The sequence below is a fragment of the Desulfofundulus sp. JL263-se genome, assembly GCF_056316025.1.
Map to the genome: position 1 here is coordinate 2,404,037 of NZ_CM149993.1, position 13,794 is coordinate 2,417,830.

Annotated in this window: 12 protein-coding genes; 2 read left to right on the top strand and 10 right to left on the bottom strand. The window is 49.1% G+C overall.

Going from position 1 to position 13,794, the window contains the following annotated elements:
- Positions 1–3: 3 nt before the first annotated feature.
- The 8 genes from moaA to ACX4JR_RS12520 form a co-directional block, all read right to left on the bottom strand.
- Positions 4–984: a GTP 3',8-cyclase MoaA gene (moaA, locus tag ACX4JR_RS12485; protein ID WP_476058365.1), complete on the bottom strand. Its 981-nt coding sequence runs from the start codon at positions 982–984 to the stop codon at positions 4–6.
- 65 nt (positions 985–1,049) lie between these two features.
- On the bottom strand, positions 1,050–1,442 hold the full coding sequence (locus ACX4JR_RS12490) for a winged helix-turn-helix domain-containing protein (protein WP_476058366.1): 393 nt from the start codon (positions 1,440–1,442) through the stop codon (positions 1,050–1,052).
- A gap of 27 nt (positions 1,443–1,469) precedes the next feature.
- Positions 1,470–1,727, bottom strand: a complete 258-nt coding sequence (locus ACX4JR_RS12495; RefSeq protein ID WP_476058367.1) for a MoaD/ThiS family protein — start codon at positions 1,725–1,727, stop codon at positions 1,470–1,472.
- Between the two features lie 57 nt (positions 1,728–1,784).
- Positions 1,785–3,512 carry an aldehyde ferredoxin oxidoreductase family protein gene (locus ACX4JR_RS12500; protein ID WP_476058368.1) on the bottom strand — a complete coding sequence of 576 codons (1,728 nt, stop codon included), beginning with the start codon at positions 3,510–3,512 and terminating at the stop codon, positions 1,785–1,787.
- A gap of 275 nt (positions 3,513–3,787) precedes the next feature.
- A complete protein-coding gene (locus tag ACX4JR_RS12505; protein WP_476058369.1) occupies positions 3,788–4,951 on the bottom strand; it encodes an iron-containing alcohol dehydrogenase in 1,164 nt (387 codons plus the stop codon).
- A 381-nt stretch (positions 4,952–5,332) separates the two neighbouring features.
- Positions 5,333–6,883, bottom strand: a complete 1,551-nt coding sequence (locus ACX4JR_RS12510; RefSeq protein WP_476058370.1) for a sigma-54-dependent transcriptional regulator — start codon at positions 6,881–6,883, stop codon at positions 5,333–5,335.
- Positions 6,884–6,901: 18 nt separating this feature from the next.
- Positions 6,902–8,560 carry a GAF domain-containing sensor histidine kinase gene (locus ACX4JR_RS12515; RefSeq protein ID WP_476058371.1) on the bottom strand — a complete coding sequence of 553 codons (1,659 nt, stop codon included), beginning with the start codon at positions 8,558–8,560 and terminating at the stop codon, positions 6,902–6,904.
- A 17-nt stretch (positions 8,561–8,577) separates the two neighbouring features.
- Complete coding sequence (locus ACX4JR_RS12520; protein ID WP_476058372.1) at positions 8,578–9,726, bottom strand: iron-containing alcohol dehydrogenase; 1,149 nt, start codon at positions 9,724–9,726, stop codon at positions 8,578–8,580.
- A gap of 220 nt (positions 9,727–9,946) precedes the next feature.
- Between ACX4JR_RS12520 and ACX4JR_RS12525 the strand changes: the two genes are divergently transcribed.
- Positions 9,947–10,228 carry an ACT domain-containing protein gene (locus ACX4JR_RS12525; protein WP_476060556.1) on the top strand — a complete coding sequence of 94 codons (282 nt, stop codon included), beginning with the start codon at positions 9,947–9,949 and terminating at the stop codon, positions 10,226–10,228.
- Between the two features lie 14 nt (positions 10,229–10,242).
- Positions 10,243–11,601: a DUF711 family protein gene (locus tag ACX4JR_RS12530; RefSeq protein ID WP_476058373.1), complete on the top strand. Its 1,359-nt coding sequence runs from the start codon at positions 10,243–10,245 to the stop codon at positions 11,599–11,601.
- Positions 11,602–11,606: 5 nt separating this feature from the next.
- On the opposite strand, the gene ACX4JR_RS12535 is transcribed toward ACX4JR_RS12530, so the two are convergent.
- Together ACX4JR_RS12535 and ACX4JR_RS12540 are read right to left on the bottom strand one after the other, a co-directional pair.
- Positions 11,607–12,455 (bottom strand): metallophosphoesterase, encoded by an 849-nt coding sequence (locus tag ACX4JR_RS12535; protein ID WP_476058374.1) that lies wholly within the window; start codon positions 12,453–12,455, stop codon positions 11,607–11,609.
- A gap of 80 nt (positions 12,456–12,535) precedes the next feature.
- Complete coding sequence (locus ACX4JR_RS12540; RefSeq protein WP_476058375.1) at positions 12,536–13,792, bottom strand: glutamate-5-semialdehyde dehydrogenase; 1,257 nt, start codon at positions 13,790–13,792, stop codon at positions 12,536–12,538.
- Positions 13,793–13,794 lie beyond the last annotated feature (2 nt).

Here is a 13,794-nt window from a genome sequence, read left to right on the forward strand (position 1 = left end):
TTATCAGCCTCCGATTTGCGACATTAATTTCATTTTATCTTTCCATCCACCGGCCATATTATGTCTATCCGGCTTTTTCTTGACCGCCTGGACAAAAAGCCTGCTGAGTTCCAGTAAGGAGGCACCACCTCTTAAGGGCCCCTTTATATCTATTTCCCTCTCACTGTACAAGCACGGGCGAAGCCTTCCGGTAGCCGTAAGCCGCAAGCGGTTGCAAGTGGCACAAAAATGGTCGCTTATGGCGGTTATAAATCCCACGGTACCGGGAGCACCAGGAAATCGGTAGTACCGGGCCGGGCCGGCGCCGGCTGGTTTATTGACTGCCTGAAGTTTTCCCAGGCCGGCCTCAATACGGGCACCGATTTCACCCGCACTGACAAAGCGCTCCCTGGCCCAGGGATCCGACTGTCCAATGGGCATTAGCTCAATAAAACGAATATGCAGCGGGTAGTCCAGGGCCAGTTTGGCCAGGTCCAATACTTCATCGTCGTTGAATCCCCTGACAACCACGGTATTTATCTTTACCGGGTGCAGACCAAGCCTTAAGGCGACATCAATACCCCTTTTAACATCCTCCAACCTTCCAAGCCTGGTAATTTCCCTGTAACGCCTTGGATTCAGGGTATCCAGGCTTATATTCACTCTTTTCAGCCCCGCATCCTTTAATTCCTTCCCCATCTGTTCCAATAATATGCCATTGGTGGTGAGGGCAATGTCATCTATATTATCAATGGCGGCTATGGACTTGACCAGCTTGGTCAACCCTTTGCGAACCAGCGGTTCGCCGCCCGTAAGCCGTATTTTTCGAATCCCGATACCTGCTGCTGCCTTAACCAGGGTTTCAATTTCTTCTATAGTTAAAATTTCCTGGTGGGGTACATGCTTGACCCCCTCCGGGGGCATACAGTAAACACAGCGTAAATTACAACGGTCCGTTACGGATATTCTAAGGTAATTAATGTCCCGTTTAAATGCATCCTGCATATTTATTTCACCTTCTTTAAATTGGCCGGGCCACAACCTTTATGCTTTTCCATGCATAACGAATGTCAAAAAATTAATCCCGAAAAACATTTTTTAAATGACTTTTTCACGGCTGATTGGATGTCATCACGGAAACACCGGTAACACTCCACCAGTCTTACTGCCTCGGGAGTCAAAACAGTTCCCCCTCCGCTTTCCCCACCCGCGCGGCTTACAACCAAAGATACTCCCCATTGTTTTTCAAAAGACCTGATCTTTCCCCACGCCGCGCGATAAGACATGTTCATGGAGTAAGCAGCCCGGGCTATGGAACCATATTTGGCGATAAGGCACAATAGTTCAAACAGCCCGTCACCAAAAGTTATACCACTCTTTTCCAGCCATATTTTGAAACCGGCCTTTACATCCTTAAATATACCTGTACCATCATCTGCCGCGGCTGAAAGAGCGCGCTGCAACTTTTCACCTCCGATGCTCCCTGGATATTAACCGCCTCCCACCGGAGGAAACATGGATACGCGGTCGCCTTCTTGAAGGGTATATTCCAAATCCCGGTGCTGGCCGTTAACTAAAACAGTAAATACATGTTCCTCGGGAATCCCCAGTTTAGCCAGAAGCTTTCTTAAATTTGCACCTTCTTCAATATCTACGAAAAAGGGTTCGCCAAACCGCTTTTGCTCCAGGAATTTTTCCAATCCACTGAAAACCCGTACTTCAACCCGCACAACGTCCACCCCGCACATACTTTTTAAAAAACGGTTGCACGCTGCGGAAACCCGCAGCATGCAACCACTTAATTATTAGAAATTAAATACTTGGTCCAGTTCCTCATCTTTAACGTCAAACTTAGTATCATGGGGCTCAAGCTCTTCAGTGGAGAAGAACTCTGGTAAACGGTCATCAGCCTTGGTAAAGCCCGCTTTTTTGTTAAACTCCCGCTCCACCTTGAGCACCTGCTGTCCCAGTGCCGTTACATCGTCAACGGTTAACTGGGTGCCGTACTGGGCGTTAATCATATCCACTATGGTGGGCAGTCCCTCGGGATTATCCAGAACCGCGAAAGCTACAAACAGGCACAGACCGGTACTGTCAATAGCCGCCGTAGCCACCTGCAAGTTACGGGAAAGCTCCACCTGGCCTTCAGTTCCCAGCGGGTTTACATAACCGCCAACCTTCAAAATGTTGGCCGTTACGGCATACCCGGCCGTATGGTCAGCGCCCATGGGAGTGGTAGCGTAGGTAACGCCATTACCTTTGCAGGCCCGCGGGTCGTAGGCGGGAATACCTTGGCCCTTAACGGCAGGCACCCGGGTTACACCAAACACTTTACCGGCATTGGCGGCACCGCTGCCGATAATCCGGCCCAGGGGAGTTCCCTTTTCCACTTCTTCCAGGGCCTTGATGGCGGCCTCAGCGTCACCGAAGGGAATTACTCCGGCTTCCATTAATACACCCAGGGTACAACCTGTCTCAATGGTATCCAGGCCCACATCGTTGCAGATGTAGTTCAACTTGGCAATAACATCCAGGTCGCCGATTTCCAGGTTGGGCCCGAAAGCCCAGGCAGTTTCGTACTCAATGGGGGCACACACCTTGCCGTCCGGCATGGGATAAACGTTGGAGCAGCGCATTACGCAGCCGGGGTGGCAGGCGTGGGTTGCCTTCCCGCCACGCTGGTTAGCAACTTCAGCCAGCTTTTCACCGCTTACCTCACTGGCCTTGTCAAACCGGCCTATACTGAAGTTACGGGTAGGTAATGCACCTGCTTCATTAATGATATTCATTAGTACATTAGTTCCATAGGACGGGAGTCCTTGTCCACATACCGGGTGATCCAACAGGATTTTGGAAAATTTCTTTGCTGCAGCCTTGAAGGCTTCGGGATCCTTGACGGGAGCATCAAAGGTTTTATCACAGTCAACCACAATGGCTTTAAGTCCCTTGGACCCCATTACAGCGCCAAGCCCGCCCCTGCCGGCATAACGGCTGCTGTTTCCTTCACTATCGTTATTTGTTACACCGGCGGCAGGCATCAACATTTCACCGGCAGGGCCGATAGTAACAACCGCCACTTTCTCACCGTAACGCTCGCGGCAGATTTTAGTTACTTCATAGGTTCCCTTACCGGCGAGGTCGTCAGCAGAGGTTAATTCCGCCCCTTCCTTGAAAACTTTCAGCATAAAAGTTTTCTTTTCCCTGGGCTTACCCTCAATTATAATGGCCTTGATGCCGAGGCTGGCCAGCTTTTGTGACGTAATGCCGCCGGCATTAGCTTCTTTGATACCGCCGGTCAGCGGGCTCTTGCCGCCCACGGAAAGGCGTCCGGAAGAAGGCGCGTTGGTCCCGGACAAAAGCCCCGGGGCAATAACCAGTTTGTTTAGCTCTCCCAGCGGCTCACAGGTGGGGGGTACTTCATCGGCCACAATCTGGGAGGTTAAAGCCCGGCCACCCAAGGCAGTATATTTCTCCGGTACTTCTTCAAATTTTACTTCCTGAGTTGTCATGTTGACCCGCAAAATTTTTGACATTATCCTAACCCTCCTTAAATTACCTTACAAGTATCCAATGTCCCCCTTACTGTATTAAATTACTATAAAAATTTCATTTTTCCTTTTATTTTGAAGTGCAAAATTTATACCAATACTTGAAGGGAATAATGAACCCGTTATGTACTGCATTGACACATCGCCAGTGTTCCGAAACGAGGCAACTGTTCTATTGCAGGACAGGCCTTTATCGGGTAAGCCTAACAGAAATGGGGAGAGAGACCCCCCTCTCCCCGCATACATGAACCCAAAGATACTTATAAGGCCTGGCGGTAAATCTCCTTGACATCCTCAAGGGTAGCCGCCCGCGGATTCGTAAGACTACAGGCATCTTTCATAGCATTTTCCGCCATTACTTCGATGTCTTCTTCTTTGACTCCCAATTCCCTTAGTCCAGTGGGAATACCCACGTCCGCGGAAAGCTGCTTAATGGCTTCTATCGCCACATCAGCAGCAGCCCGGACGCTGAGCCCTTCGGTATTTTCACCCATGAACCTCGCTATATCGGCAAAGCGCTCGGGACAGGCGATAATATTGAATCTGGACACATGGGGAAGCAATATGGCGTTGCAAACCCCGTGAGGAAGGTTATAAAACCCGCCCAGCTGGTGGGCCATGGCATGTACATAACCCAGGCTGGCGTTATTGAAGGCCATACCGGCCAGGAATTCAGCATAAGCCATCTTATCCCGGGCCTCGATATTCTGGCCGTTGGCCACTGCATTACGCAGATTTTGAGAGATAAGCTTAATGGCCATGATGGCGGCGGAATCGGTTACCGGAGTTGAAGCGGTGGAAACGTATGCTTCTATGGCATGGGTAAGAGCATCCATGCCCGTTGCGGCCGTTAATGCCGGGGGCATACCCACCATTAAAAGGGGGTCATTGATTGCCACGTTAGGAGTTACTCTCCAGTCAACTATGGCCATCTTAACTTTGCGGTCGGTGTCGGTGATAATACAGAATCGGGTCATTTCACTAGCCGTTCCTGCAGTGGTATTAACTGCTATAAAAGGAGGCATGGGCTTGGTGGATTTATCGATTCCCTCATAATCCCGGATGTTTCCCCCGTTAGTGGCCACGATTCCAATACCCTTGGCGCAATCGTGAGAACTACCGCCACCCAGGGAAATTATCATGTCACATTCATTTTCCTGGAAAACCTTCAAGCCGTCGTGAACGTTCTTGTCAGTGGGATTAGGCTCCGCACCGGCATAAACTATAACCTTGGCTCCCACTGCTTCTACCTTTGCCTTAATGTCGTCCGCCATACCGCTTTCAGCTAAAAAGGCATCCGTTACCAGTAAAATCCTGCTGCCGCCGAGAACCTTTACCTGGTTGCCAATCTCGTTAGCTGCTTCTATTCCCATGAGGTTAACCGTAGGGATATAATAACCATAAACCTGCTCACGTACCGCCATTAATTATAACCTCCTTAATGTTATAATTTTTTGTAAGGCTGTTTGATTTGGAAGGGAAAGAAAAGGCTGAACTTTCCCTTCATTTTTGTTTATTTGACTATTTTGAAAAGCAATTGCCGTGCCATAATGCCCAAACCCTATATTTATAGGAGGTTAACTGAATGCTGGCAACAAATGTTAAAAAATATCCTTAAATATTTGGACAAAAAATTCATAAAAGTGCGTTTTATCGTGCAAATATAACACATACACCTGTTCCACACCGGAACAAGTGCACCACATGGGAACAAAAAAAGCGCGAAGCACCTATGCACAGCAGGGAACACCGGCAATAAAAAACGCCGGTTTTCTAACCGGCTTAGACTGCCTTTTAAAGCGCCCTTACTTGTTGGGATTGATCCCATAATCTTTCATTTTCCGATAAAGGGTATTACGGCCTATTCCCAGGGACCGGGCGGCATTACTAACATTCCCCCGGTAATACTCAAGGGTTTCTTTTATAACTTTTTTCTCCACTTCCTCCATGGACGGAGGAGACAGACCGGGAAGTCCCCTTTGGCTCATCGACTCTCTAATCTTAGATTCCAGCTGTTTTGCAAGCCGGTACGCAGTTAATATTTCCTCGTCGGAAAGCTCGTTAAGGTATTTTTGCTTGCTCAACATTTCTTCAAGCCAGTAAACAACGTCCCTGTAATTGGATCTGAACCCTCCGGCGGGTATTCCCACCATGTTAATGCTATCATCAGTTTTTCTTACCTCGTTTATTATCTTTTCCGAAAGACATCCCGGCACAATTATATTTCCCTCGGTAAGGACCATAGCCTGGTCAATGGTATTTATCAATTCCCTTATATTCCCTGGCCAGGAATACATCTTAAGTATCTGCATGGCCTCGGGAGATACCTGAAACTGCCTCTCCTCTCCAGCCCGTTTCAAAAAATAGTTAACCAACATGGGAATATCTTCTTTTCTTTCCCTTAAAGGGGGGATTTCCAGACTGACCACATTCAGACGATAAAACAGGTCCTCACGAAATTTTTTTTCTTCTACGGCCTGCTGCAAATCCACGTTGGTGGCAGCAATTATCCTGACATCGGTGGAAATGGGCCTTTCTCCGCCAACCCTGAAAAATTCACCGGTTTCCAAGACCCGGAGTAGTTTCACTTGAATGGCAAGACTGGCCTCTCCTATCTCGTCGAGGAAAAGGGTTCCCCCGTCGGCTATTTCAAATATACCCTTGCGCTGGCTGGATGCCCCGGTAAAAGCCCCCTTCTCGTGACCAAAAAGCTCACTTTCTAGGAGACTTTCCTGGAGAGCACCGCAGTTGATGGGAATAAAAGCATTTTGTGAGCGCTGACTGCAATGGTGAATAAACCTAGCCAGAACTTCTTTGCCGGTGCCGGTTTCCCCCTGGATAAGCACATTAATATTCTTTTTTGCTATCTTGTAGGCTACCATAGCCAGCCTCTTCATCTTTGGGGTTGCCCCTACTTGAAAACCCACCCGGGCTGCTATATCCATCCACTCGGGCCGGCTCCCTTTACCTCCCGAAGCCTGGTGCCTGAATTGCAGGGCCTTTTCAATTAAATCCTCCAGCTGGTCAATATCCTCGAAGGGCTTTTCAATATAATCAAAGGCACCCAGATGTATGGCCTTAACCGCCGTTCGAGTGGTACTATAGCCAGTCATTATTATAACTTCGCAAAAGGGCTGGACCGCCTTAATCTGTTGCAGTAGTTCCAGGCCGTCGGTATCAGGTAATTTTAGATCAACCATGGCAACGTGAAATTCTTCATCATCAATAAGGACAGCGGCCTCCCTGCCGTTGCAGGCCACGCGGACCTTATACCCTTTTCGTTCCAAAAGCCTTCTAAAAAAATTTCCGATTTCGTGTTCATCATCAATTATTAAAATTCTGTACAAATTATCCACCTACTACCACTTCCCTTTTTAACTTTCCGCAGGTAAGATAAGGGAAAAACTGCTGCCTTCTCCGACCTTGCTTTGAACACTGATGGTGCCACCGTGAGCCTCGGCAATACCCAGGCTTACAGAAAGGCCCAGGCCGGTACCTTTGCTGGCTTCCTTGGTTGTAAAAAAAGGATTGAAAATCTTTCCCATATTCTCCGGGGCAATACCTTCCCCGTTATCCACAACTGTTGCATATACGGCCCTTTTACCCTTTAATTCGGTAATACCGGTATATATTTGGATTTTCTTCTCTCCTTCCTTCCCTTCTAATGCATCCCTGGCATTGAGCAAGAAATTAATCAGGACCTGATCCAGTTGGTGCCCATTAGCACGTACGGTAGGCAACCCGGATTCCAGTTCCATTTTCAGCTCCACGTTATTTCTGTTAATTTGATATTTTATAATGCTTAAAACCCTTTTAACCACTTCATTGATGTTTATAGAAGATCTGGGCCTCTCATCCTGCCTGGCAAAGGTAAGCAAATTCTGAATGATTTTTTTACAGCGCAATCCGCAATTAACTATATCTTTAACATAATCGATCTTAGGGTCGCCTTCCTCCAAATCCCGTAATAACATTTGGGCATTGCCAAGTATGGCCGTCATAGGGCTGTTCAGCTCGTGGGCCACTCCCGCAGCCATTTCTCCAATGGCCGCCAGTTTGGCCGACTGCATCAGCTGGGCCTCCATTTTAACGTTTTCCGTAACGTCTTTAATGTGATGAATTACAGCATAAATTTCACCTTTTTCATTAAAAACAGGGTAATAAAACACATCGTAGACCATACCCGTGGGAAGCTGCATACGCTTGTAAGCCGCCTCCCGGGCTGCGCAAACTTCATCCATTAAGCAAGGCCGGCACTTGGTTTCCCGGTTCCACAGGAGGCGGTAACATTTTTTCTCGCCGGCATATTCCTTAACTCCACCGGGAAGCTTATCCAAACGGTCATTACAACGCAAAATATTACAATTCAAATCTATAAGGAAAAAGGGGTCGGTAACTGCTCTGAAGGTCTCCTCCCATTCCTTTTTACCTCGCAGCACCTGTTCATACAACCTGGCATTCTCTATACAAATAGCCAGTTGCCCGGCCAGTTGACGGATAAATTTAATCTCATCATCACCATAAACGTTTTTGTTTTTACTGCCCATGATCAGCACGCCGATAACGTTCCCCTTTACTACCATGGGAGTTACAACCATGGACGTGATATTCATTTTCTTTATGGGCGGGTAGGTCAATTCGCTTCCGTCACCTTCCAAATGATATACTTTGATATCCTTTTGCCTAACCGCTTCCCAGAAGAGAGATTTTTGCGATACGGGCTCTCCTATACAAGCACAGCCCGGAATCATGGCCGTCATGTACAGGTTGTCTCTTTTTAGCAATGCCAGGCCCCAGAAGTCACAATGTATGGCCTGGGGCAGCTTTTCGTGAACCCGGGTAATAACGTCTTCCAGAGACATATCGATATTGATATCCTGTACAATTTGGTAAATTATCTCGAGACGGTGATTCTGCTTGACAACTTCTTCGCTTCTCTTCTTTGCCTCCAGGTAATAGTTGAGCTTGGAAGAATTTACTCCCGTCAAATTTTCTATTAACCTTATCTTTTCATTAAAAAGCCTTTCCGACACGCAAATCCCCCCGACACTTAAAGCGCTTGCCTAAAAATTTCAGCGATATCCTTCTCACTGGCATCCCGCGGGTTTGTTACGATACAAGCGTCATTAAGAGCATTTTTACTTAATCTCTCTACCAATTCCTCCTTAAGGCCCATAGCAGCAAGGCCGTGAGTAATCCCAATGTCCCGCACAAGCCGGCGAACAGCCTTTATGGCCTTTTCCGCACCTTCCCATTTGCTCAAGCCGGTAATATCTTCGCCAAAAAATTCCGCAATCCGGCAATACTTGTCGGCACAGGCTATAAGGTTGAATTCCATAACATAGGGCAACAAAATGGCATTTGTTTCTCCGTGATGCAGATCCAAAAGACCGTCCACCTGGTGGGTCATGGCGTGGGTCGCCCCCAGAATGGCGTTGGAAAAGGCCAGCCCGGCCTGCAGGCTGGCCATGGCCATGGCCGATTTGGCCTCTATATCCGTACTGCATGCCACCGACTCTCGCAAGTTATTAGCTATTAAACGAATAGCATTCTGAGCCTGCACATCCGTCAGCGGGGTAGCCGCCAGAGAAACAAAGGACTCTATAGCGTGACTCAAAGCGTCCACACCAGTTGCCGCAGTCAGCCGGGCATCCTTGGTTTGCAATAAATAGGGATCAATAATGGCAATATCGGGGATCAGGGATTTCGAAATAATGGCCATTTTTATTTTTCGTTTTCGGTCAACTATAATAGCAAACTGGGATACCTCGGATCCCGAACCGGCTGTGGTGGGGACCATCAACATGGGCGGCAGGGGCTTTGTAATTTTGTTTACCCCTTCAAAATCCTGAACATTACCTTTATTGGTAGCAAGCATGGCCACCGCCTTGGCAACGTCTATGGGACTGCCGCCGCCAACGGCCATAACGGCATCACAGCCGGATTCAAGGTATCGTTCCGCGCCTTTCGTCACTTCATTATCTTTGGGATTGCTGGTAATATCGTGCCATACTTCGTATTCCAGCCCGGCTTGACCAATATAAAAAAGCGCTCTTTCCACCCACCCGGCATCCATAACTCCCTGGTCGCTGACCACAAAAACCTTTTTAGCCCCCAGGCGCAGGGCACTCTCACCCACCTGGTTAAGAGCACCCAATCCAAAAATTATTTCCGGCGCTACAAACTTGTTTATAATCATACCAACACCTCAATGGATTTCTTACTATTGTTTAATTTTCACCTTAAATATTTTAGCAAAAATCTTGCCCGGGACGGGGAAGTAAGTTATTGTATTAAGTATACATTTTGCCTGCACCCAAAAAACGTTAAAATTTAACTAAGGATTACCTGCGGAAGAAGAAGTTATTAAGCCGTCATTATAAAGCAAGGAGTGATTATGCTTGTCCAGCCAAAGGGATATGAAAAAGAAAAACCGAATAATTGTAACCGTCCTGGGCCCGGACAAGGTCGGTATAATTGCCGGGGTAGCCCAAATACTGGCCGAAAATAACATTAACATACTGGATATCAGCCAAACCATACTGCAGGAATTTCTGGCCATGGTACTTATTGCCGATATGGAAAAAAGCAAGATAGATTTACTGACCCTTAAGAAAGAGTTAAACACCCTTGGTAAAAAAATCGGCGTTCGCATTGACGCCCAGCATGAAGACGCCTTCAGGTACATGCACAGAATCTAGGAGGAATTTATGCCATGCTGACCATGCAAGAAATAATGGAAACCATAAAAATGGTTCAGGAAGAAAAATTGGATATCCGAACCATTACCATGGGAATAAGCCTCCGGGATTGTTCAGACCCCGATCCTCGGAAGGCCTGCCAAAAAATTTACGATAAAATAACCCGCCTCGCCCAAAACCTGGTGCCGGTGGGTGAAGATATAGCCAGGGAATTCGGCATTCCCATCGTTAACAAGCGCATTTCCGTTACTCCCATTTCTCTGGTGGCCGAATGCGCCCAAGCTGGTGATTATTTCATGTATGCCCGGACACTGGACCGGGCGGCCGAAGAAGTAGGAGTCAACTTCATAGGAGGGTTTTCCGCCCTGGTGCACAAGGGCATGACCGGGGGGGACCGCAAGCTCATCCAATCCATCCCCCGGACCCTGGCTGAAACGGAGCGGGTCTGCGCTTCCGTAAACGTAGCCACCACCAAGGCCGGAATCAACATGGACGCGGTATACCTTATGGGGAAGATCATAAAGGATACGGCACATAGAACCCGGGACAAGGACGGGGTGGGCTGCGCCAAATTGGTTATCTTTGCCAACGTCCCCGAAGACAACCCCTTCATGGCCGGGGCGTTCCACGGCGTAGGAGAACCGGAATCGGTCATTAACGTGGGAATTAGCGGGCCGGGGGTGGTTAAAAGTGCAGTAGAAAAGATTAAAGGGGCCGATTTCGGCACTCTGGCCGAAACCGTTAAAAAAACCGCCTTTAAAATAACCCGCATGGGAGAACTGGTGGGCCGCACGGCAGCATCCCGGCTGGGGGTTCCTTTTGGCATTGTAGACATTTCCCTGGCGCCCACGCCGGCAATGGGAGACAGCGTGGCCGAAATACTGGAAGCAATGGGCCTGGAGCGCTGTGGAACCCATGGAACCACCGCTGCGCTGGCCCTTTTGAATGATGCGGTTAAAAAGGGAGGGGCCATGGCCTCTTCTTACGTAGGCGGGCTCTCCGGAGCCTTTATTCCGGTAAGCGAAGATGCCGGCATGATCAGGGCCGTGGAGGAAGGGGTCCTGGGCCTGGATAAACTTGAAGCCATGACCTGTGTATGCTCCGTGGGCCTGGATATGATTGCCGTGCCCGGTGATACCAGTGCGGAAACCATTGCAGCCATTCTGGCCGACGAAGTGGCCATAGGAGTAATCAACCAAAAAACCACCGCCGTGCGCATCATACCGGCCCCCGGCAAAAAAGTGGGAGATTATGTGGAATTCGGCGGCCTTTTGGGAAGGGCCCCGGTAATGCCGACCCACCCCTTTTCCGCGGACAATTTTGTGCGCCGGGGGGGAAGAATTCCGGCCCCCATTCACAGTTTAAGCAATTAATATATTCACTCGCCCTTGGCAAGGGTAATTACTGCCACTTCAGGGCGGCACATAAAGCGAACCGGTATCCCGCTGGCACCCAGCCCCCTGTTTATATACAAGTACGTACCTTCCCGGAAAAACAGGCCGGCATCGTAATAAGGAAATTTCCCCTGGCCGGGTATATAAAGGGCGCCCACCCACGGCAGGCGTATCTGCCCGCCGTGGGTATGGCCGGCAAGTACCAGGTCCACCCCCCTCCCGGCAACCCGCTTAAATATCCGGGGGTAATGAGATAACATTATTACCGGCCCTTTCACCCGTATCTTATTCCAATCCTTTCTCTTCGTTTTTCCGTCTACACCTACACCTATGACAGTAATGGAACTGTCTCCCACAGTGTAACTAACCTCCAGGCCTTCACCCATTACAATAACATTTCTATCTCTAAGCATCTTTTTCAGTTCCGGGTACATTCCACTGGCCTTTTCATGGTTTCCGGGAACAAAATAAACCGGCGCTAAATCGCCGGCTCTCTCTATCAATTCCATTCCCGGCTCTACTTCCTTCCTGCGGGCGTCCATCAAGTCGCCGGTAAAGGCAACCATGTCCACCCGTGCATCTTCCAAAAGCTTAAAAATCCCTGCTTGACCCTTACCAAACCGGGCACCGTGTAAATCACTGAGATGCAAAATAGAAAAACCCTCCAAAGAAGGAGGTAAGTTTTTAAGGGGTATGGTGACTCTCGTCAATTCCGGAACAAAGGAATACCACATGAAATACCCCACTCCCAAAAGCAATATTACAAATTTAGCGGCACTTACCATAATTTTTTTACCCACCATCTTAGTTATAGTATTCACATCAGCCGTCAATGTTGACTACCTATTTTTTGTTGTTTATACATAAAAATTAAAAAGCACACCGGGGAACACCCCCAATGTGCTTTTAAAATCTATTCTCTGATTTGACCTTCCCCGAAAATGATATATTTGACGGTTGTTAACTCCTTGAGTCCCATGGGCCCCCGGGCGTGCAGCTTCTGCGTGCTTATTCCTATTTCAGCGCCGAATCCGAACATGCCCCCGTCGGTAAACCTGGTGGAGGCATTTATATATACGGCTGCGGCGTCAATTTCCCGCAGGAACCTGCGCCCGTTATGATAGCTGTCGGTAATAATGGTCTCGGAGTGTTTTGTACCGTACTTGTAGATGTGATCTATGGCCTCGTCCAGGCTGTCCACCACCTTGACGGCTATAATCAGGTCCAGGAATTCCGCAGCGTAGTCTTCTTCCGTAGCCGGGTTCACCCATGGAACCACCTTGCGGGTTTCCTCGCATCCCCGGATTTCCACACCGGCCTCCCTGAGCTTTTCCAAAACCTCCGGCAGAAACCGTGCCGCCACGTCCTTGTGCACCAGCAAGGATTCAATGGCATTACATACCCCGGGGCGCTGGCACTTGGCGTTAAATACGACTTCCCGGGCCATGTCCAGGTTAGCTTCGCTGTCCACATAAACGTGGCAGTTACCCACCCCGGTTTCAATAACGGGCACGGTGGCATTCTGAACCACCGTTTGAATAAGCCCGGCTCCCCCCCGGGGAATCAAGACGTCCAGGTACTCGTTCAATTTTAGCATTACATTAACCGCAGCCCGGTCGGTATTTTCAATAAGCTGAATGGCGCCTTTGGGTATCCCGGCCTTCTCGGCGGCCCTGGCAATTACACCAGCAACGGCGCGGTTGGAATTTATGGCCTCGGAGCCGCCCCTCAACACCACGGCATTGCCGGCCTTCAGGCAGAGGCCGGCAGCATCAACGGTGACGTTGGGCCTGGCCTCGTAAATGATGCCCACCACGCCCAGGGGAACCCTCATACGTCCTATTTGCAGCCCATTGGGCCTTGTCCACATGGCCTCCACTTCACCCACCGGATCGGGGAGGGAGCTAACCATTTCCAGGCCCCGGGCCATTTCCTCCACCCGCTCCGGCGTCAAGAGCAGGCGGTCGATAAGTGCCCGGGACAGCCCTTTTTCCTTACCGGCCTCAACATCCCTGGCATTTTCCTTAAGTATGTAGTCCCTTTCTTCCCGCAGGGCGGCGGCTATGGCCAGAAGCGCCTTATTCTTTACATCCGTGGAAAGATAAGACAGTTTCCTGGCGGCCTCCTTGGCCTCTTTGGCTTTGCTGATAACTTCCTTTTCCAATTCCATTG

Coding starts and splice junctions, on each gene's coding strand:
- moaA (WP_476058365.1), bottom strand. CDS start 984: ATGCAGGATGCATTTAAACGGGACATTAATTACCTTAGAATATCCGTA.
- ACX4JR_RS12495 (WP_476058367.1), bottom strand. CDS start 1,727: ATGTGCGGGGTGGACGTTGTGCGGGTTGAAGTACGGGTTTTCAGTGGA.
- ACX4JR_RS12500 (WP_476058368.1), bottom strand. CDS start 3,512: ATGTCAAAAATTTTGCGGGTCAACATGACAACTCAGGAAGTAAAATTT.
- ACX4JR_RS12505 (WP_476058369.1), bottom strand. CDS start 4,951: ATGGCGGTACGTGAGCAGGTTTATGGTTATTATATCCCTACGGTTAAC.
- ACX4JR_RS12520 (WP_476058372.1), bottom strand. CDS start 9,726: ATGATTATAAACAAGTTTGTAGCGCCGGAAATAATTTTTGGATTGGGT.
- ACX4JR_RS12525 (WP_476060556.1), top strand. CDS start 9,947: ATGAAAAAGAAAAACCGAATAATTGTAACCGTCCTGGGCCCGGACAAG.
- ACX4JR_RS12530 (WP_476058373.1), top strand. CDS start 10,243: ATGCTGACCATGCAAGAAATAATGGAAACCATAAAAATGGTTCAGGAA.
- ACX4JR_RS12540 (WP_476058375.1), bottom strand. CDS start 13,792: ATGGAATTGGAAAAGGAAGTTATCAGCAAAGCCAAAGAGGCCAAGGAG.